Source organism: Mycobacterium sp. NGS63 (assembly GCF_059812295.1).
The window spans coordinates 401,459-419,537 of sequence record NZ_JCALCJ010000004.1 but is presented as its reverse complement, the minus strand read 5'-3'; the positions used below and the strand labels follow the sequence as shown (position 1 = coordinate 419,537).

Here is an 18,079-nt window from a genome sequence, read left to right as displayed (position 1 = left end):
GCGCCGGTCAGGCCACCAGCACGTGGCCCCCGACGCCCGCGAGCACCGCGGACTGGCAGCGCCGGGCCAGGTCCCGCCGGTCGGCGCCGGGCAGCTGCAGCGATTCGACGCGCACGCACGCCAGCGTGCGGCGCATGGTGAGCAGCCGGGCGATCGACCGCGGCAGGGTGTCGTCACCGACGAACGCCGGCGCGGTCGACACGGCGCCGTCGACGTGGTGGTAGCTCAGCCGCAGCGGCTGCACCGGGCGCCCGGCGTCGATCGCGGCCTGGAACATCGCCGGGTAGAACGCCCCGCAGTCCAGGCCGCACCACGTGGTGCCCTCGGGAAAGGCCACCACGGTCTGCCCGGCGCGCAGCCGGCGCGCGACGGCGTCCACCACCCCGGGCAGCCGGCGCAGGCTGGCCCGCTCGATCGGGATGATCTTCAGCAGACGGGCGACGACGCCGGTGGCCGGTCCGGCGAACATGTCGGCCCGCGCGACGAACGAACCGGGCAGCACCGCCCCGATCGCGAATGCGTCCAGCCACGACACGTGGCCGCTGACCACCAGGACCCCGCGCAGGTTGCGAATCGGATTGCCCGACACCGTGATTCGTACGCCAAAGCACCGCAGCACCAGCCGGCAATAGGCCCGCTGTACCCGCGTGCGTCCCGGCAGCGGAGCTGCAAGCAGCGGCAGGCCGGGCGCCAACAGCAGCGCCAACGTGACGCGCAGCGCCACCCGCAGCACCACCACCGGGCGCCGCGACGTGGCGCCGGTGACCACACAGCCCGCGCCGCACGCGGTGCGGGGCAGCCAGGAGTGGCCGCGCGGGCTCATCGCGCCCCGGCCGCCATCTCGGTCGCGGCCGACACGGACCGCAGCCGCCTCAGGTAGCGGGTGTCGGCGCGGGCCTTGTCCAGCAGCACGCAGAAGTCGCCGACACCGAAGTCGGGGTCATGCGCCGGCTCGCCGCAGACCCGCGCGCCCAGCCGCAGATACCCGCGCATCAGCGGCGGCACCGACGGCCGCGGCGGCGCGGGGATGTCGTCGAGGACCCGCCCGGCCACCCGCACGGGCCGGTGCGGGTGCACCCGGTAGTCCGCTGGGGCGGCGTGGCGGCTCAGGACGAAGTCGCGCACGCCGCGCAGCTCGCTGCCGCGCTCCCCGATCGGCACCGACACGCAGCCGGTCACGTGGTCGTAGCCGTAACGGTCCAGGTAGGCCAGGATGCCCGCCCACATCAGCAGCACGACGCCGCCGTTGCGGTGCCCCTCGCTCACCGCGGCGCGGCCCATCTCCACCAGCGACGGACGCAGCGGGTCGAAGGCGCGAAGGTCGAATTCCGTGGCGGTGTAGAGCCCCCCGGCGGCGATGGCGCCCGCCGGCGCCAGCATCCGGTAGCAGCCCACCAGCTCGCCGGTGTCGTCGTCGCGGACCAGCAGGTGGTCGCAGTATTCGTCGAAGCGGTCGGCGTCCCGCCGCTGCCCGTCCGGGGGCATCGTGAATCCCGGTGTGCCGGCGAACACGTCGTAGCGCAGCCGCTGCGCGGCCTCAATCATGTCAATGTCGGTGGACAGCAACAGGGAGTAGCGCGGCGCCCCGCGCACCTGGTCGCCGGGTATCAGGACGGAAGCGGTGCTCATGGCACACAACGTGGCGCAAGCGACCTGCCATTCGGCATCGGCGCCGTGACATTTCGGTGCACGTCAAGTGACGAAACGTCGCCGGCTCAGAGCCGCCGCGCGTATCCGCTCGGCGCCACCCCGTGCCAGCGCTTGAAGGCGTTGGAAAACGTCGAGACCTCGGTATAGCCCAGCCGCTTGGACACCTCCTCCACGGTCAGCCCGACGTTGCGCAGCAAGTCGACCGCCACCGTGGAGCGCGCGTCGTTCAACAGCTCCCGAAAGGAGGTGCCCTCCTCGGCCAGCCGGCGCCGCAGCGTTCGCGGATGGACGCAGAGGTCGGCGGCGATGTCGGGAAGGGTTGGGAAGAACCCTGATTCGCGGAACAGCTTGCTGCGCACCTGCGCGGTGAGGCCCCGGCGCTGCTCGTGACGCTGCATCAGCGCGTCACACTGCGCGAGGCACATCTGCAGGGTGTGGTGGTCGGCCTGGGGCAGCGGCTCGTCGAACATCGCGAGCGGCATGTGCAGCTTGGTCAGCGGTTGACCGAATGAAATGTCCTTGACCTGAACGTACTCCAGCAGCGGGCGTAGCAGGTCTTCGTCCACCGCGACCTCGGCCGACAGCTGGTCGGCGTACTTCGTGGCGACGGGGAGGGTGAAAACCGTTGTGGTCGACATGATCCCGGCGATGTCGCGCTCGAGGAAGAACCTGCGTACGTCGGCGGGCAGATGTTCCGCGTGCAGTTCGATCACGCATTCGTAGGCGGTCTCGGACAACCGGATTTCGATGTGCATCATGGTCAATGCGAAGTAGCGCATGGTGATCGCGGAAAACTCGCGAAGGGTGGCGCACGACATCGCGGCGAACCCCAGCAGGCCGAAGTGGGTGAAGGAGAACCTGCTGCCCACGTCGACGCCGACGCCGACGTCATCCGGCAGCCGTTCCAGCAGCCCGCGCACCGCGGTCAGCTCGTCGAGCGGGGTGACCACGGCGTCCGGGTCGTCGAGATCCGCGGGATCGATCGCGGTGCCCGCCAAGACATCCCGGGTGGGCACCCCGCGGGCGTTGGCCACCTCGCACAGCACCCGGGTCGCATACACCGGATGCCATACCTCGGCCGGTAACGAAGGTTGCGCCACGGGCTGTCCTCAATGCTCAAACTTGCGTCCCATTCTCTCATTACCGAGGGCCTAGGTCACTTCCTACCGTGAGTCCCGTCCGAAAAAACCGATCACTCAAGGAATGATCACCATGAGCACAACCCTTCTCCGCCTCGCCCGTTTCGCAGCGTTGCCGGCGGCCGGCGCGGCCATCGTCGGCGCCGTGGTCGTCGGAATGGACGACACCGCATACGGAAACCACCAGGGCCACCAGATGATTCAGGCCGACCCGACGGCAACGCCCCGGCCGTGGTACCCCAACCCCCGTGGCGGCAGGACGAATCCGTGGGGACCGACTCGCCCCGGCTATCCGACCGACGTCGTCCGCCCGGCGCCGCCCCGGCCGTGAGCCGTTGGTGACCACGCCCCCGAACGGCGGCTTCGGCCGGCGCTTCGGGGGCGCGCCACCGCAGGACAGGAGTTCGAACCATGGATTTCGGTGCGCTTCCGCCGGAGATCAACTCGGCGCGGATATATGCCGGCCCCGGCGCGGGGCCGCTGTTGACCGCCGCCACGGCGTGGGCCGAGCTGGGCGGCGAATTGTATTCGGCGGCAGCGGCTTACCGGTCGTTGATCACCGGCCTCACCGCCGGGCCGTGGCTCGGCCCGGCGGCGGTGGCCGCCGCCGGCGCGGCCGCGGCCTTCGCGGCCTGGACGGAAGGGGCGGCCCTGCAGGCCGAGCAGGCGGCCGCCCAGGCGACGGCGGCGGCCGCCGCCTACGAAGCGGCCTATCTGGCCGCCGTCCCGCCGGCGCTCATCGCGGTCAACCGCGCGCAGTTGGCGGTGCTGACCGCGACCAACTTCTTCGGCCAGAACTCGGCGGCGATCGCGGCGACCGAGGCGTGCTACGGCGAGATGTGGGCGCAGGACGCCGCGGCGATGTACGCCTACGCGGCCCGGTCGGCGTCGGCATCGACGCTGGCACCGTTCACGTCGCCGCCGCAGGTCACCAGGCCCGCCGGGGCGCTCGCGCAGGCCGCCGCGGTCGTCGCTGCCACCGGCCAGTCCGCGGCGAGTCACCTGGCGCTGACCGGCTTGGTGACGTCGGTTCCCGCGGCGCTGGACGGGCTCGCCACGCCGGGCGGCGTCTCGGGGGCGCTGAGTTCGGCCCTGTCCGCGGTGTCGAACTTCCTCGACGACTTGCCTTTCTTGCTTCCCAGCTACCTGATGACGGCGCTCACCCCGATCTACGCGCTGTCCAGCGTGTTGGGGATGGCCCAGACGCTGCAGGGCATGGCGGTCACCGCGGCCCAGCAGGCCGCCGTGGTGGCGGAGGACGCCGCGGCCGAGGCCGCGGGCGCGGCCGGCGCCAACAGTCTCGGCCTGGGCGGCGCCGTGGCCAGCATGGGTCAGGCCGCCAGCCTGGGGCCGCTGTCGGTGCCGCCGAGCTGGACCAGCGCGATCCCGACGGTCCCGCTCAGCGCCGGCGGTTCCGCGTCGGCGTCCGCCGGGCTCGGCGGCGCGGAAATCGTGCCGCCGACCCTGCTGGGTGGGCTGCCGCGCGGGGCGGGGTCCGCGCGGTCGGCCGCCCTCCCCCGCTACGGGCTGGTTCCCACCGTGATGGCGCAGCCGCCGTCCGCCGGGTACGGCGCCGCCATCTGACCCGCCGGTGCCGACCACGGATTGTCGTAAATCCGCAAGTTTGTGTCCGAATCTCTCCTTATCGGCGGGCGGGGACGTCCCTACAGTCGGCTCATGGAGTACCTGGCCGCTGCGGGCCGGGCGATGGCGCTCGCCAGAATAGGTTGCGCCAGTTGGTGTTTCAGCGCACTGACGGGAGGCGCGACATGTCGTTTGTGATCGCGTTGCCGGACACGGTGACGGCGGCGGCGGCGGATGTGGCGAGCATCGGCTCGGCGATCAGCGCGGCCAACCGGGCCGCGGCGCTGCCGACGACGGCGGTGCTGGCGGCGGGTGCCGACGAGGTGTCGGCGGCGGTGACGGCCCTGTTCGGGGGGCACGCCCAGGGCTATCAGGCGCTGGCCGCGCAGGCCGAGGCGTTTCACGAGCAGTTCGTGCAGGCCCTGAGCGGGGGCGCCGGCTCGTATGCGACCGCCGAGGCCGCGAGCGCCGCGGTCATGGCCAATCCGCTGCAGACCCTGCAGCAAGACGTACTCAACGCGATCAACCCGCCCCTCCAGGCGCTGACGGGGCGCCCGCTGGTCGGCAACGGCGCCAACGGCGCCCCGGGCACCGGGGCGGACGGCGGCAACGGCGGGTGGCTGATCGGCAACGGCGGGACCGGCGGCTCCGGCGCGGGCTCGGGGACCGGCGTCGGCCAGAACGGCGGAAACGGCGGAGCCGCCGGATTACTCGGCAACGGCGGCGCCGGCGGCGCCGGCGGGGTCGGCATCGCCAACGGCGGCAACGGCGGCGCCGGCGGGCCCGGCGGGCTGTTCGGCCTCGCCGGCGCGGGCGGCGCCGGCGGATCCGCCCTGACCGTCGGCGGCAATGGTGGCGCCGGCGGCACCGGACTGTTCAACCTCGGCGGCGCCGGCGGAGCCGGCGGGAGCGGCATCACCGCCGGGAACGGCGGCGCGGGCGGCACCGGGCTGTTCGCCGCCGGCGGCGCCGGCGGGCCCGGGGGGTTCACCCCCGCCGCCAACGGAACCGGCGGAACCGGTGGGGCCGGCGGCGCCGGGATCTTCGCGCCGGGCGGGGCCGGCGGGAACGGCGGGGACGGTGGCGCCGGCGGCACGGGCGGGGCCGGCGGTGCCGCACTGTTCGCGACCGGCGGGGCCGGCGGCACCGGGGGAAACGCAACCGGGTCCTTCGGCGTCGGCGGCAACGGCGGCAATGGCGGGGCCGCCATGTACGTCGGCGACGGCGGGGCCGGCGGCGCGGGCGGACTAGGGCCCGGCCCCGGCGGCAACGGCGGCAACGGCGGCGCGGGCGGCCTGCTCGGCGGGGCCGGCGGCGATGGCGGGGCCGGCGGCACCGGGCTCAGCATCGCCGGTGGCAACGGCGGACTCGGCGGGAACGCCGGCCTGATCTCGGGCGCCGGCGGTACCGGCGGCGCCGGGGGGACCAGCTTAAACGTCGGCGGGAACGGCGGGATCGGCGGCAACGGCGCGCTGATCTCGGGGTCCGGCGGCCACGGGGGCGTGGGCGGCACCAGCACGGGCACGATGGGCGGCGAGCGCGGCGGCAATGGCGGCAACGGCGGCCACAGCGGCCTGATGGGCGGCGGCGGCGCGGCCGGCGCCGGCGGGGACTCGTTCTTGACCGGTGGGGTCGGCGGTATCGGCGGCGCGGCGGTGTTCGGTGTCGCCGGCGCCGGCGGGACCGGCGGCGTCGGGTTCGACGGCATAAGCGGGAACGGCGGGGCTGGCGGCACCTCGCTGTTCGGCGTCGGCGGGGCCGGTGGCGCCGGCGGGAGCAGCTCGTCCGGAACCGGAGCCGGGGCCGGCGGGGCCGGTGGGGCGGCCACCTACTTCGGTACCGGCGGCGACGGCGGCGCCGGCGGGAATGGCGGGAGGTTTACCGGTCCCGGCGGCAACGGCGGCGCGGGCGGCGCCGGCGGCCTGTTCTTCGGCAACGGCGGCGACGGCGGAGTCGGCGGGCCGTCCAATGGCGCCGCCGGGAACGGCGGCGCGGGCGGCAACGCCACGTACTTCGGCTCCGGCGGCTCCGGCGGCGCCGGCGGCCACGGCGGCGCCGCCGGGAATGGCGGGAACGGCGGGTCCGGCGGCAACGCCGGCCTGGTCTTCGGCAACGGGGGCGGCGGCGGGGCCGGCGGGCTGGCCGACGCCACTACCGGCGGCAACGGCGGCAACGGCGGCGCGGCGGGGATGGTCGGCGACGGCGGCGACGGCGGGGGCGGCGGGTTCGGCCTCACGACCGGCGGCAACGGCGGCAACGGCGGCAACGCGCAGGAGGGCGTCGGCGGCAACGGCGGCAACGCCGGTATCGGGACGACGACCAACGGCACCCCCGGCGCCGGTGGGGCCGGGCTGGTCCCCGGCAATCCGGGGGCGCCCGCTTAGGCCCGCCGCGAATACGCTCGGGGCGCGACGCCGTACCAGCGCTTGAAGGCGCTGGAAAACGTCGAGACGTCGGTGTAGCCGAGCCGCTTGGACACCTCCTCGACGGTCAGCCCCACGTTGCGCAGCAGGTCGGCGGCCACCGCGGACCGGGTTTCGTTCAGCAGCGCGCGAAAGGACGTGCCTTCGTCGCTGAGCTGACGCCCCAGGGTGCGCGGATGGACGTTGAGCTCGGCGGCAACGCCGGAAAGCGTTGGCACAAGCCCGGATTCGCCGAACAGCTTGGCGCGCACCCGCGCCGCGACGCCCCGGCGCGGCTCGTGGCGCTGCATCAGCGCGTCGCACTGTGCGAGGCACATTTCCAGGGTGTGCCGGTCGGCCTGCGGCAGCGGCTCCTCACACATCGCGCGCGGCATGCGCACCCGGGTGAGCGCCCGGCCGAAGGTGATGTCCTTGACCTGCTGGAATTCCAGCACCGAGCCCAGCAGCTCTTCCTCGACCGCCAGCTCCGACGACATCTGGTCGGCGTAACGCGATGTCAGCGGAAGCGTGAAAACCGTTGTGGTCGCCATGATCCCGGCGACGTCGCGTTCGACGAAGAACGTTCGCACGTCGTCGGGCAGGTGGTCGGCGTGCATCTCGACGATGCATTCGTCGGCGGTCTTGGCCACCGTGATCTCGATGTGCAGCATGGTCAGCGCGAAATAGCGCGCGGTGATCGTGTACAGCTCACACAGGTTGGCGCACGACATCGCGGCGAACCCCCACAAGCCGAAGTGGGTGAACGAGAACCGGCTGCCCACGTCGACGCCGACGCCCGCGCCGTCGGGCAGCCGGGCCAGCACGTTGCGCACGGCGGTGGTCTCGTCGAGCGCGCTGACCGCGGTGTCCGCGTCATCGAGGTCGCGCGGTTCGATCGCGGTGCCAGCCAGCGCCTCGACGGTCGACACCCCGCGCTCGTTGGCCACCTCGCACAGCACCCGGGTCGCATACACCGGGTGCCAGACCTCGGCCGGTGACGGCAGCTGTTCCACTCCTCGCCCACATCCTCGATGAGGAGTGCATTGTCTCACCGCCGGGGTTCGCCAGCAGACGCAAAAGCCCCTATCTCGTGGGGGAGATAGGGGCTTTTGCGTCTGCTCGCGGAGTAGCTCAGCCCTTGCGGGCCTTGATCGCGTCGGTCAGCTGCGGGGCGACCTTGAACAGGTCGCCCACCACGCCGTAGTCGGCGATCTCGAAGATCGGCGCCTCTTCGTCCTTGTTGACCGCCACGATCGTCTTGGAGGTCTGCATGCCGGCGCGGTGCTGGATCGCCCCGGAGATGCCCAGCGCGATGTACAGCTGCGGCGACACGGTCTTACCCGTCTGGCCGACCTGGAACTGGCCCGGGTAGTAGCCGGAGTCGACCGCGGCACGCGACGCGCCGACGGCGGCGCCTAGCGAGTCGGCCAGCGCCTCGACCACGGAGAAGTTCTCCGCGCTGCCCACGCCGCGGCCACCGGAGACCACGATGCTGGCCTCGGTCAGCTCCGGGCGGTCACCGGCCACCGCGGGCTCGCGGGCGGTGACCTTGGTGGCGTTCTCGGCGGGGGCGGGCACCTCGACCGTGACCTGCTCGCCGGCGCCGGCCTGCGGCTCGGCGTCGACGGCACCGGCGCGCACCGTGATCACCGGGGTGTCGCCGTTGGCCTGCGCCTCGACGGTGAATGCGCCACCGAAGATGGAGTGGACGGCTTTGTTGCCCTCTTTGACCTCGACCACGTCGACCAGCAGGCCGGACCCGATCCGGGCCGCAAGGCGGCCCGCGATCTCCTTGCCGTCGGCGCTGGCGGCCAGCAAAACCGCTGCCGGAGAAGCGGATTCGGCCAGCGAGGCCAGGACGTCGACCACCGGGGTGATGAGGTACTTGTCGACGTCGTCGGACTCGGCGACGTAGACCTTGGCGGCGCCGGCCTCCTTCAGGCCGTCGGCCAGCGGCGCGGCCGTGCCGGGCGCGCCGACGACGACGGCGGCCGGCTCGCCCAGGGCGCGGGCGGCGGTGATCAGTTCGGCGGTGACCTTCTTCAACGCGCCTTCGGCGTGCTCGACGAGCACCAAAACTTCAGCCATGGGTTATTTCGCTCTTCTCGTGTCTCAAGGGTCGGGGGCTAGATGATTTTCTGGGCGACCAGGTACTGGGCGACCTGGTTGCCGCCCTCGCCTTCGTCGGTGACCTTCTCACCCGCGGTCTTGGGCGGCTTGGGCGTCGACGACAGCACCGACGACCCGGCGTTGCCCAGCCCGACCTCGTCGGCCTCGACCCCGATCTCGGCCAGGCTCAGCACCGTGACCTCTTTCTTCTTGGCGGCCATGATGCCCTTGAACGACGGGAAGCGCGGCTCGTTGATCTTCTCGGTCACGCTCACCACGGCGGGCAGGCTGGCCTCGAGGGTGAAGACGCCGTCGTCCGTCTCGCGCTCGCCGGTGATCTTGTCGCCCTCGACCGACAGCTTGCGCAGGTGCGTCAGCTGCGGCAGGCCCAGGTACTCGGCGATGATCGCCGGCACCGCACCGCCGACACCGTCGGTGGCCTCGTTGCCGGCGATGACCAGTTCGGTGCCCTCGATGGTGCCCAGCGCGCGCGCCAGCGCCCACCCGGTCTGGATGACGTCGGATCCGTGCATGCCTTCGTCCTTGAGGTGGACGGCCTTGTCGGCGCCCATGGACAGGGCCTTGCGGATCGCCTCGGTGGCCCGCTCCGGGCCGGCGGTCAGCACGGTCACCGACCCGTCGACGCCGTCGGCGGCTTCCTTCTCCCGAATTTGCAGCGCCTCTTCCACGGCGCGCTCGTTGATCTCGTCCAGCACCGCGTCGGCGGCCTCGCGGTCCAGCGTGTAATCGCCGTCGGTGAGCTTGCGCTCCGACCAGGTGTCTGGGACCTGCTTGATCAGGACCACGATGTTCGTCATGAGTGTGGTTCGTCCTCCTCGAAGGGGTCGCGCAGCGGTCGACTGCGGACCTCGGTCACGCACTTCTTAACTGCACAGCGTGTTACTGGCGGGTAACTTTGTGCGGTCTGCTCTCACACCATAGCTGGTAGTAGGGCAGGTTCTTTCGCCCCGTCTGCCCCTCCCGGCAGGGGTGCCCAGTTCCCGGTTCGCGAATCGGACACTTCGCGTTAGCCTGCCTATGCCATGAGCGCACACCCGTCCGACGTCCCCCCGCACGCCTCCCCCGAGGAGGCAGCCGTGCTGACGCTGACGGGCGAGCGCACCATCCCCGACCTGGACATCGAGAACTACTGGTTTCGCCGCCATCAGGTCGTCTACCAGCGCCTTGCCCCGCGCTGCGCGGGCGCCGACGTGCTCGAGGCCGGCTGCGGCGAGGGCTACGGCGCCGACCTGATCGCCGCCGTCGCGCGCCGCGTGGTCGCCGTGGACTACGACGCCACCGCCGTGGCCCACGTCCAACGCCGCTACCCGCGCGTCGAGGTCATGCAGGCCAACCTCGCCGAGCTTCCGCTGCCCGACGCGTCGGTCGACGTTGTGGTGAATTTCCAGGTCATCGAGCATCTGTGGGATCAGCCACAATTCGTCGCCGAGTGTGCCCGGGTGCTGCGCCCGTCGGGCCTGCTGCTGGTGTCCACCCCCAACCGGATCACCTTCTCCCCCGGCCGCGACACCCCCGTCAACCCGTTTCACACTCGCGAGCTCAACGCCGCCGAGCTGACCGAGCTGCTGGTCGGGGCGGGCTTCGCCGGCGTGGAAATGTACGGGTTGTTTCACGGCCCGCGACTGCGCGAGCTGGATGCCCGCCACGGCGGGTCGATCATCGACGCCCAGATCGCCCACGCGGTGGGCGGCACGCCGTGGCCACCCGAACTGGTGGCCGACGTCGCCTCGGTCGGCTGCGACGACTTCGACATCCTCGACACCGACATCGACGCCAGCCTGGACCTCATCGCGGTCGCGGTGCGGCCGTGAGCAATTCCCAGGGCCGGGTGCCCGGTCTGTTCACCCTGGTGCTGCACACCCACCTGCCGTGGCTTGCCCACCACGGCCGCTGGCCGGTCGGCGAGGAATGGCTGTATCAGTCCTGGGCGGCGGCCTACCTGCCGCTGCTGCGGGTGCTGCGCACCCTGGCCGACGAGGACCGGCACAGCCTGCTCACCCTCGGGGTCACCCCGGTGGTCAACGCCCAGCTCGACGACCCGTACTGCCTCGACGGCATGCACCGCTGGCTGGCCAACTGGCGGCTGCGCGCGGCCGAGGCCGCCAGCGTGCGCTCGGCGCCGAGATCGAAGTCGGCCGACTACCAGTCGTGCACGCCGGAAGCGTTGCGCGCCTTCGGTATTCGCGAATCCGCCGAGGCCGACCGGGCGCTCGAGGACTTCGCCACCCTGTGGCGCCACGGCGGCAGCCCGCTGCTGCGCGGCCTGATCGACGCGGGGACCGTGGAGCTGCTCGGCGGCCCCCTGGCCCACCCGTTCCAGCCGCTGCTGAATCCGCGGCTGCGCGAGTTCGCCCTGCGCGAGGGCCTGGCCGACGCTCAAGCGCGCCTGGCCCACCGCCCGACCGGGATCTGGGCGCCCGAGTGCGCGTATGCCCCGGGCCTGGAACGCGACTACGCGGCCGCCGGGGTCGGCCACTTCATGGTCGACGGCCCGTCGCTGCACGGCGACACCGCGCTGGGCCGTCCCGTCGGCGACACCGGCGTGGTCGCGTTCGGGCGCGACCTGCAGGTCAGCTACCGGGTGTGGTCGCCGAAATCGGGCTACCCCGGCCACGCCGCCTACCGCGACTTCCACACCTACGACCACCTCACCGGCCTCAAGCCGGCGCGCGTCACCGGCCGCAACGTGCCCTCGGAGGCCAAGGCGCCCTACGATCCCGAGCGCGCCGACGGCGCGGTCGACGCCCACGTCGCCGACTTCGTCGACGTCGTCCGCGACCGGTTGACCAGCGAGTCCGAGCGCATCGGGCGGCCCGCCCACGTCGTCGCGGCCTTCGACACCGAGCTGTTCGGCCACTGGTGGTACGAGGGCCCGACATGGCTGGCGCGGGTGCTGCGCGCCCTGCCCGCCGCCGGGGTGCGGGTGGGCACGCTGCGCGACGCGATCGACGCCGGGTTCGTCGGCGACGCGGTCGCGCTGCCGGCCAGCTCGTGGGGTTCGGGCAAGGACTGGCAGGTGTGGGCCGGAGAGCAGGTGGCCGACCTGGTCCAGCTCAACACCGAGGTGGTCGACACCGCGCTGAGCACGGTCGACAAGGCGCTGTCGCAGAACGCGTCGCTGGACGGGCCGCTGCCCCGCGACCACGTCGCCGACCAGATCCTGCGCGAGACCCTGCTCACCGTCTCCAGCGACTGGCCGTTCATGGTGAGCAAGGACTCCGCCGCCGACTACGCCCGCTACCGCGCCCACCTGCACGCGCACGCCACCCGCGAGATCGCCGGGGCCCTGGCCTCGGGTCGTCGCGACGCCGCGCAACGGCTGGCAGACGGGTGGAATCGGGCGGACGGCCTGTTCGGCGCCCTGGATGCGCGTAGGCTGCCCCGGTGAGTTCCCGCCTCCCCTTCTGCCGCGAGCGCCCGTGTCTGCACACGACACGCCGGTCACCGTTGGCATTTTGGGGACGGTCGCGACGAACTGGGCGGGCGCGCGCGTGAAAATTTTGATGGTGTCGTGGGAGTACCCGCCGGTGGTGATCGGCGGGCTGGGCCGACACGTGCATCACCTCTCGACCGCGCTGGCCGCCGCCGGCCACGAGGTCGTGGTCCTGTCGCGCCGCCCGACGGGCACCGATCCCAGCACGCACCCGTCGTCCGACGAGTTCAGCGAGGGCGTCCGGGTGATCGCGGCCGCGCAGGACCCGCACGAGTTCACCTTCAGCAACGACATGATGGCCTGGACCCTGGCGATGGGGCACGCGATGATTCGCGCCGGGCTGTCGCTGGACTTCACCCCCGACGTGGTGCACGCCCACGACTGGCTGGTGGCCCATCCCGCCATCGCGCTGGCCCAATTCTTCGACGTGCCAATGGTTTCCACGATCCACGCGACCGAGGCCGGCCGGCACTCCGGCTGGGTCAGCGGGGCGGTCAGCCGTCAGGTGCACGCCGTCGAGTCGTGGCTGGTGCGCGAATCCGACTCGCTGATCACATGTTCGGCGTCGATGGCCGACGAGATCACCGAGCTGTTCGGCCCCGGCCTGGCCGAGACCATCGTGATCCGCAACGGCATCGACGCGGCGCGCTGGCCGTTCGCGGCCCGCCGGCCGCGCACCGGACCCGCCGAGCTGCTCTACCTCGGGCGCCTCGAATACGAAAAGGGTGTGCACGACGTCATCGCGGCGCTGCCCCGGATCCGGCGCACCCACCCCGGCACCACCCTGACCATTGCCGGCGAGGGCACCCAGCTCGACTGGCTCACCCAGCAGGCCCGTAAACACCGGGTGCTCAAGGCAATTCGGTTCGTCGGGCACCTCGACCACGACGGGCTGCTCGCGGTGCTGCATCGCGCCGACGCCGCGGTGCTGCCCAGCCACTACGAGCCGTTCGGGCTCGCGGCCCTCGAGGCCGCCGCGGCCGGCACCCCGCTGGTGACCTCCAACATCGGCGGGCTGGGCGAGGCGGTGATCGACGGGCAGACCGGCGTCTCGTGCCCGCCCCGCGACGTGGCGGCGCTGGCCTCGGCGGTGCGCGGCGTGCTCGACGACCCGGGCGCCGCGCAGCGGCGCGCCCACGCCGCCCGCGAACGGCTCACCTCCGATTTCGATTGGCACACCGTGGCCGCCGAAACCGCGCAGGTCTATCTGGCCGCCAAGCGCGGCGAGCGACAGCCACACCCCCGCATGCCCATCGTCGAGCACGCGCTGCCGGACCGGTAATTCACACCGGCAGCACGATCCCGGTGGCCGGGCCCAGGATGATCTGCTGCCCGCCCGGCGGCACGTAACCGCCGGTGGGCCCGTAGATGCCGTACATCGGATCGGTCGGGCCGTGCCCGGTGAAGATGTCGTTGATCCAGCCCGTGGACAGCGTGTACACGGCCGCGGTGTTGCCCGGCGGGGAGAACCCGGTCACCAGTTGCAGGACGAAGTCGGTGACGGGGTTGGCGCCCAGCATCGAGTCGACGTGCGAGCCACCCGCGAGCTCGACCCCGACGAATTGCCCGGGGTACAGGCTGACCAGTTGATTCGTGGTGGCGCCCAACGCATTCCACGCCTGCGGCGGCGCGGCCACCACGTAGTCGGGGATGTCCAACGTCTTCAGCTCGGCGATCGACGCCGCGAAGGCCGCCGAGTTGTTTGCCACCCCGTCGAACATCACCACGCCTTCGAGGTGGTTGGCGGCGGTGTTCGCCCCGAGGTCCGCGACGTAGTCACCGGCGGCGATCGTGGCGAGGCCGCCGCCGGCGGAATGTCCGGCCAAAAAGAAACTCTGCGGCAGCGTGCCCTGGTAGCCGGCGCACTGCGCGCTGAGATTGAGCGCCGCCTCGTTGCCGAGGAACAACGAGGCCACGCCCTGCTGCATGCTCGCGCCGCCCAGCCAAAGCCCCAGCGGCAGCGGGATGAACGGCAGGGTGGGAGTGACCACGATGCTGTCGGTCTGCGCCGCCAGCTGCGCGGCCAGCGGGCCGTAGAACCAACCGGTCACCCCGAAGCCGTGCTGCAGATAGATGACGTCGTTGGCGTGCACGGAACCGTCCGCCTGGGTCGGGAAGTACCACCGCGCGGGAGCGGGGAAGTTGAACGGACCGAACTGGTAACCGAAGAACGAAAACGGGCCGACGGGAATGTTCAGGATCGAGAACCCCTGCCGGACCCCGGTCACGCCGTAATTGGGCGCGCTGGTACCCGCGAGCGCGGTCGCGTTCGTCGCGTCAGCCGCCGTATACGCCGCCGAGGACGCGCCCAACGCCCGCACGAACTGGGCATGGAACGCCGCGGCCTGCGCGCTCAGCACCTGGAATTCCCGGGCGCAGCCGCCGAACACGCCCGCGACGGCCGCCGACACCTGATCGCCGGCCGCCACGACGATTCCCGTCGTCGAGGGCGCCGCCGCGGCGAGCGCACCCTGGACGCCCTGGCCGATCCCGGCCAGGTCCTCCGACGCGACGGCAATGGCCTCGGACGCGGCGATCACGTACGCCATCGGCGAATGGTAGCCAGGCGGAGTTCGGTGGCGCCGGATAACGTCGAGAACATGGGGCTGGAATATTCGAGCGTCGTCGACGCGCCGCGCACCGAGGTCTTCGCCTGGCATGCCAGACCGGGCGCCTTCAACCGGCTGTCGCCGCCGTGGCAACCGCTGCGCGTGCTCACCGAGGCCGCCTCGCTCGAGGACGGACGCGCCGTCCTCGCGCTGCCGGGCGGCCTGCGCTGGGTGGCCGAACACCAAGCGGATTCCTACGATCCCCCACGGCGTTTCGTGGACGCCATTGGCGGCGACGGCCCGGCCGCCCTGCCGGCGCGCATCGCGGTGCGGTGGCGGCACACCCACGAGTTCGACGACGTCGACGGCGACCGGACCCGGGTCACCGACCGCGTCGACACCCCGGTGCCCGCGTCGCTGCTGCGGCCCATGTTCGCCTACCGCCACCGACAGCTGGCCGACGACCTCGCCGCGCATCGGCTGGCCGCCGAGCACGGCCTGGGCCCGATGACCGTCGCGGTGACGGGATCGTCGGGGCTGATCGGTTCGGCGTTGACCGCGTTCCTGCGCACCGGCGGCCATCGCGTCATCCAGCTGGTGCGCCGCTCCGTCGGCGGCGACGACGAACGACGGTGGGATCCCGACGACCCCGACCCAAGGCTGCTCGCGGGGGTCGACGCGGTGATCCATCTGGCCGGCGCCTCGATCGCCGGCCGCTTCACCGACGCGCACCGAAATGCCATCCGCGACAGCCGGATTGGGCCCACCCGCCGGCTGGCCGAGCTGGCGGGCCGCACCGATCCACCGCCCTCAGTGTTCGTCTCCGCATCGGCGATCGGCTACTACGGGCACGACCGCGGCGACGAGCCGCTCACCGAGGACACCGCCCGCGGCGACGGCTTTTTGGCCGACGTGGTCGCCGAGTGGGAGGGCGCGACCACGACCGCCGAGGCGGCCGGAGTCCGGGTGGTGCGCGTGCGCACCGGCGTTGTGCAATCGCCCCGCGGCGGCACGCTGAGGCTGATGCGCCCGCTGTTCGGCGCGGGGCTGGGCGGCCGGCTCGGCGACGGCCGGCAATGGCTATCGTGGATCGGGATCGACGACCTGGTCGATGTCTACCACCGCGCGCTGTGGGACACCACCCTGTCGGGGCCCGTGAATGCCGTTGCGCCGCAACCGGTCCGCAACGGCGAGTACACCCGCACGCTCGCCCACGTGCTGCGCCGGCCCGCGGTATTACCCATACCGTCGGTGGGCCCGCGGCTGCTGCTCGGACGGCAGGGCGCCCGCGAACTCGCCTGCGCCAGCCAACGGGTGGTTCCGGGCGCGCTCACCGCCGCCGGGCATCGGTTCCGCCGGCCCGATCTCGAACCGGCCCTGCGTCACCTGCTCGGGCGCCCGCGCTGAGTCACGGCACGCGCCGCGTGGTGAGTGGCCCCTTCGACACGTCGCGGGCGAGCGCGTCGAACAAGGACCGCGGACGAAGGACGGGGCTGGCGGTTCCCGCTCCGTGCACCATCCCGTCGACGGCGTGCGCGAGGGCCTGCACGGAACCCCAGCGGGGGGACCACCCGAGCTCCGCGCGCGCCCGGTCCGTCGCCAGCAACGGCAGCGCGAAGGCCATGTCGAGCCAACCGCGGTCGATGGGCTGCAGGCGCACCCGCCACGAGGCGTCCACCACGAGCTTCAGCACGGCGGCCGGCACATGAACCGGCCGCGCCCCCAACACCCCCGCGATGTCATCGCGGGACACCGGAGGCTCGGCGGCAAGGTTGAACGGGCCGAGCGCGCGACGCTCGATCGCCCTGGCGCAGGCATCGGCCACGTCGTCCGCGTGCACCATGGACACCCGCAGCGCGCGGTCCATCGGCAGCACCGGCAGCCAGCGGACCCACCGGGGATCGACGTAGGCGGGCAGGGTGTAGCGGCGCAATCCGGCCGCGGCGTCGCGTTGCATGATCAAGCCCGGCCGCATCCGGGTGACGCCGACCCCGGCGGGATGGCGCGCCTCGTAGTCGTCGAGGAGTTTTTCCGCCGCCGACTTCGCGCGGCTGTAGGCCGACGAGGGCACGCCGGCGGTCGACCACGACTCGTCGACCTTGCGCCCGTAGCGCCCGGCGGCATAGGTGCCCACCGACGACATGTGCAGCAGGTGGGGCACGTCGGCGGCATGCGCGGCGCTCAGCGCCGCGGCGGTTCCGTCGATGCCGACGGCGTCCAGATAACCGGTGTTGCGGGTGGGCTGAAATCCCCATGCCAAATGCACCACGCAGTCGGCGCCGCGAAAGATGTTGCGCAACTGGGCTTCCGCGCCGGCGGCGGCCAGGTCCAGCTGATGCCAGGCGGCCGAGCGGTAGATGCCGTCGGGCGGCGGTTCTCGCCGTGCGATGCCGACGATGTCGTAGTCGATGTCGTCGGCGGCGAGGCGGCGTAGCAGCGCGGTGCCCACGTTGCCGCTGGCTCCGGTGATCACCAGGCGTTTCGGGGGCATCGGCGGCTACTCCGCGTTCCGCCCGTCGCGGCTGCGCCGGTAGGCGCGGGTGCGCAGGTCGGCGAGCCACTGCGGGTAGAGGCTCAGCCCGGGCGCGATGTTGGCGACCGGATCGAACGACACGTCCGGGTCGGGGTCGCGAACGCCGGTCAGCGTCAGCCGGGCCAGCGGCGTGAAATCGGACCTGCCGTGGGCCTGGTCGATCGCGAATTCGATGCCGCCGCCGTCGATCGCGCCGCGGACGCTGTCCAGCGAGAGGCCAAATCCGTTGATGTGGCCGTCACTTCGGGCCCGCAGCCACCAAATGCCCCCGTGATAGCGGAAGGGCATGAGGCTGGTGAGCGTCTGGCCGCTCCACGACAGCGCCGGCCGCAGCGCCGCGGCCCTCGCCAGCACGCCCGATCCCGCGGAGACGAGCAGGATGTCCCACGGCGTCGCGGCCACCTGCTGGGGTGCGACCCGGATGGCGAGCCCGATGAAGTCGGGCAGCGCGCCCGGTGTCCCGGTGGCCTTGGAGACCCGGGCGACGACCCCGGACGACGGGAGGGGCAGCCCGTCGGCCGCGGGGGCGACGCGTTCGACGAAGCCCTCGGCCAACACGCCCACCGGATGGAAAACCCGGTGACCGCGCAGGGCCGCCCCCCATTGAAACGGCTTGGCCGCGACGTCGAGTAGACCGGAAACGTTCACCGGCCACGGGT

General features: G+C 72.5%; 16 protein-coding genes. 7 read left to right on the top strand and 9 right to left on the bottom strand.

Translation table 11 applies throughout. The annotated features are described in order from the left end of the window. Nucleotides 1-7: 7 nt before the first annotated feature. From AC5Y4Z_RS12585 to AC5Y4Z_RS12575, 3 genes are all read right to left on the bottom strand, one after another. Nucleotides 8-823 (bottom strand): lysophospholipid acyltransferase family protein, encoded by an 816-nt coding sequence (locus AC5Y4Z_RS12585; RefSeq protein ID WP_499964133.1) that lies wholly within the window; start codon nucleotides 821-823, stop codon nucleotides 8-10. Beyond that, complete coding sequence (locus AC5Y4Z_RS12580; protein WP_499964131.1) at nucleotides 820-1,629, bottom strand: GNAT family N-acetyltransferase; 810 nt, start codon at nucleotides 1,627-1,629, stop codon at nucleotides 820-822. The genes AC5Y4Z_RS12585 and AC5Y4Z_RS12580 overlap by 4 nt, the downstream gene beginning before the upstream one ends. An 86-nt stretch (nucleotides 1,630-1,715) precedes the next feature. Next, the gene (locus AC5Y4Z_RS12575) at nucleotides 1,716-2,750 is read right to left on the bottom strand and encodes a helix-turn-helix transcriptional regulator (RefSeq protein WP_499964129.1); all 1,035 of its coding nucleotides are present in this window, start codon (nucleotides 2,748-2,750) and stop codon (nucleotides 1,716-1,718) included. A 112-nt stretch (nucleotides 2,751-2,862) separates the two neighbouring features. Between AC5Y4Z_RS12575 and AC5Y4Z_RS12570 the strand changes: the two genes are divergently transcribed. From AC5Y4Z_RS12570 to AC5Y4Z_RS12560, 3 genes are all read left to right on the top strand, one after another. Beyond that, on the top strand, nucleotides 2,863-3,120 hold the full coding sequence (locus AC5Y4Z_RS12570) for a hypothetical protein (protein ID WP_499964127.1): 258 nt from the start codon (nucleotides 2,863-2,865) through the stop codon (nucleotides 3,118-3,120). Between the two features lie 80 nt (nucleotides 3,121-3,200). Further along, nucleotides 3,201-4,373, top strand: a complete 1,173-nt coding sequence (locus AC5Y4Z_RS12565) for a PPE family protein (RefSeq protein WP_499964125.1) — start codon at nucleotides 3,201-3,203, stop codon at nucleotides 4,371-4,373. Between the two features lie 185 nt (nucleotides 4,374-4,558). Continuing rightward, complete coding sequence (locus AC5Y4Z_RS12560) at nucleotides 4,559-6,757, top strand: PE family protein (protein WP_499964123.1); 2,199 nt, start codon at nucleotides 4,559-4,561, stop codon at nucleotides 6,755-6,757. Here AC5Y4Z_RS12560 and AC5Y4Z_RS12555 read toward each other — a convergent pair. The 3 genes from AC5Y4Z_RS12555 to AC5Y4Z_RS12545 all read right to left on the bottom strand — a co-directional run bounded on the left by AC5Y4Z_RS12555 (nucleotide 6,754) and on the right by AC5Y4Z_RS12545 (nucleotide 9,702). After that, on the bottom strand, nucleotides 6,754-7,788 hold the full coding sequence (locus AC5Y4Z_RS12555) for an AraC family transcriptional regulator (protein WP_499964121.1): 1,035 nt from the start codon (nucleotides 7,786-7,788) through the stop codon (nucleotides 6,754-6,756). The genes AC5Y4Z_RS12560 and AC5Y4Z_RS12555 overlap by 4 nt on opposite strands. A 118-nt stretch (nucleotides 7,789-7,906) precedes the next feature. Continuing rightward, the gene (locus tag AC5Y4Z_RS12550) at nucleotides 7,907-8,863 is read right to left on the bottom strand and encodes an electron transfer flavoprotein subunit alpha/FixB family protein (RefSeq protein ID WP_499964119.1); all 957 of its coding nucleotides are present in this window, start codon (nucleotides 8,861-8,863) and stop codon (nucleotides 7,907-7,909) included. Nucleotides 8,864-8,901: 38 nt separating this feature from the next. Next, nucleotides 8,902-9,702 carry an electron transfer flavoprotein subunit beta/FixA family protein gene (locus tag AC5Y4Z_RS12545; protein WP_499964118.1) on the bottom strand — a complete coding sequence of 267 codons (801 nt, stop codon included), beginning with the start codon at nucleotides 9,700-9,702 and terminating at the stop codon, nucleotides 8,902-8,904. Nucleotides 9,703-9,927: 225 nt separating this feature from the next. Here AC5Y4Z_RS12545 and AC5Y4Z_RS12540 point away from each other — a divergent pair, with 225 nt between their 5' ends. From AC5Y4Z_RS12540 to AC5Y4Z_RS12530, 3 genes are all read left to right on the top strand, one after another. Further along, nucleotides 9,928-10,716: a class I SAM-dependent methyltransferase gene (locus tag AC5Y4Z_RS12540; protein ID WP_499964117.1), complete on the top strand. Its 789-nt coding sequence runs from the start codon at nucleotides 9,928-9,930 to the stop codon at nucleotides 10,714-10,716. Beyond that, entirely contained in the window at nucleotides 10,713-12,293 is a 1,581-nt protein-coding gene (locus AC5Y4Z_RS12535) for a 1,4-alpha-glucan branching protein domain-containing protein (RefSeq protein ID WP_499964115.1), read from the top strand. Before AC5Y4Z_RS12540 ends, AC5Y4Z_RS12535 begins: the two co-directional genes overlap by 4 nt. 103 nt (nucleotides 12,294-12,396) lie before the next feature. Further along, nucleotides 12,397-13,620, top strand: coding sequence for a glycosyltransferase family 4 protein (locus tag AC5Y4Z_RS12530; RefSeq protein ID WP_499964113.1), 1,224 nt, complete (start codon nucleotides 12,397-12,399; stop codon nucleotides 13,618-13,620). A gap of 1 nt (nucleotide 13,621) precedes the next feature. Here the strand turns inward: AC5Y4Z_RS12530 and AC5Y4Z_RS12525 are convergent, their stop codons facing one another. Continuing rightward, a complete protein-coding gene (locus AC5Y4Z_RS12525) occupies nucleotides 13,622-14,887 on the bottom strand; it encodes a PE family protein (protein WP_499964111.1) in 1,266 nt (421 codons plus the stop codon). A gap of 51 nt (nucleotides 14,888-14,938) precedes the next feature. Between AC5Y4Z_RS12525 and AC5Y4Z_RS12520 the strand changes: the two genes are divergently transcribed. After that, a complete protein-coding gene (locus AC5Y4Z_RS12520; RefSeq protein ID WP_499964109.1) occupies nucleotides 14,939-16,294 on the top strand; it encodes a TIGR01777 family oxidoreductase in 1,356 nt (451 codons plus the stop codon). Between the two features lies 1 nt (nucleotide 16,295). Here AC5Y4Z_RS12520 and AC5Y4Z_RS12515 read toward each other — a convergent pair whose 3' ends face one another. Both AC5Y4Z_RS12515 and AC5Y4Z_RS12510 read right to left on the bottom strand, forming a co-directional pair. Next, nucleotides 16,296-17,378 (bottom strand): NAD-dependent epimerase/dehydratase family protein, encoded by a 1,083-nt coding sequence (locus AC5Y4Z_RS12515; RefSeq protein ID WP_499964107.1) that lies wholly within the window; start codon nucleotides 17,376-17,378, stop codon nucleotides 16,296-16,298. 6 nt (nucleotides 17,379-17,384) lie between these two features. Beyond that, nucleotides 17,385-18,068 (bottom strand): phosphodiesterase, encoded by a 684-nt coding sequence (locus tag AC5Y4Z_RS12510; RefSeq protein ID WP_499964105.1) that lies wholly within the window; start codon nucleotides 18,066-18,068, stop codon nucleotides 17,385-17,387. Nucleotides 18,069-18,079 lie beyond the last annotated feature (11 nt).

Excerpts from the sequence above, each read along its gene's own strand:
- AC5Y4Z_RS12585 (WP_499964133.1), bottom strand. The coding sequence starts at position 823 with ATGAGCCCGCGCGGCCACTCCTGGCTGCCCCGCACCGCGTGCGGCGCG.
- AC5Y4Z_RS12580 (WP_499964131.1), bottom strand. The coding sequence starts at position 1,629 with ATGAGCACCGCTTCCGTCCTGATACCCGGCGACCAGGTGCGCGGGGCG.
- AC5Y4Z_RS12570 (WP_499964127.1), top strand. The coding sequence starts at position 2,863 with ATGAGCACAACCCTTCTCCGCCTCGCCCGTTTCGCAGCGTTGCCGGCG.
- AC5Y4Z_RS12565 (WP_499964125.1), top strand. The coding sequence starts at position 3,201 with ATGGATTTCGGTGCGCTTCCGCCGGAGATCAACTCGGCGCGGATATAT.
- AC5Y4Z_RS12560 (WP_499964123.1), top strand. The coding sequence starts at position 4,559 with ATGTCGTTTGTGATCGCGTTGCCGGACACGGTGACGGCGGCGGCGGCG.
- AC5Y4Z_RS12550 (WP_499964119.1), bottom strand. The coding sequence starts at position 8,863 with ATGGCTGAAGTTTTGGTGCTCGTCGAGCACGCCGAAGGCGCGTTGAAG.
- AC5Y4Z_RS12545 (WP_499964118.1), bottom strand. The coding sequence starts at position 9,702 with ATGACGAACATCGTGGTCCTGATCAAGCAGGTCCCAGACACCTGGTCG.
- AC5Y4Z_RS12540 (WP_499964117.1), top strand. The coding sequence starts at position 9,928 with ATGAGCGCACACCCGTCCGACGTCCCCCCGCACGCCTCCCCCGAGGAG.
- AC5Y4Z_RS12525 (WP_499964111.1), bottom strand. The coding sequence starts at position 14,887 with ATGGCGTACGTGATCGCCGCGTCCGAGGCCATTGCCGTCGCGTCGGAG.
- AC5Y4Z_RS12520 (WP_499964109.1), top strand. The coding sequence starts at position 14,939 with ATGGGGCTGGAATATTCGAGCGTCGTCGACGCGCCGCGCACCGAGGTC.
- AC5Y4Z_RS12515 (WP_499964107.1), bottom strand. The coding sequence starts at position 17,378 with ATGCCCCCGAAACGCCTGGTGATCACCGGAGCCAGCGGCAACGTGGGC.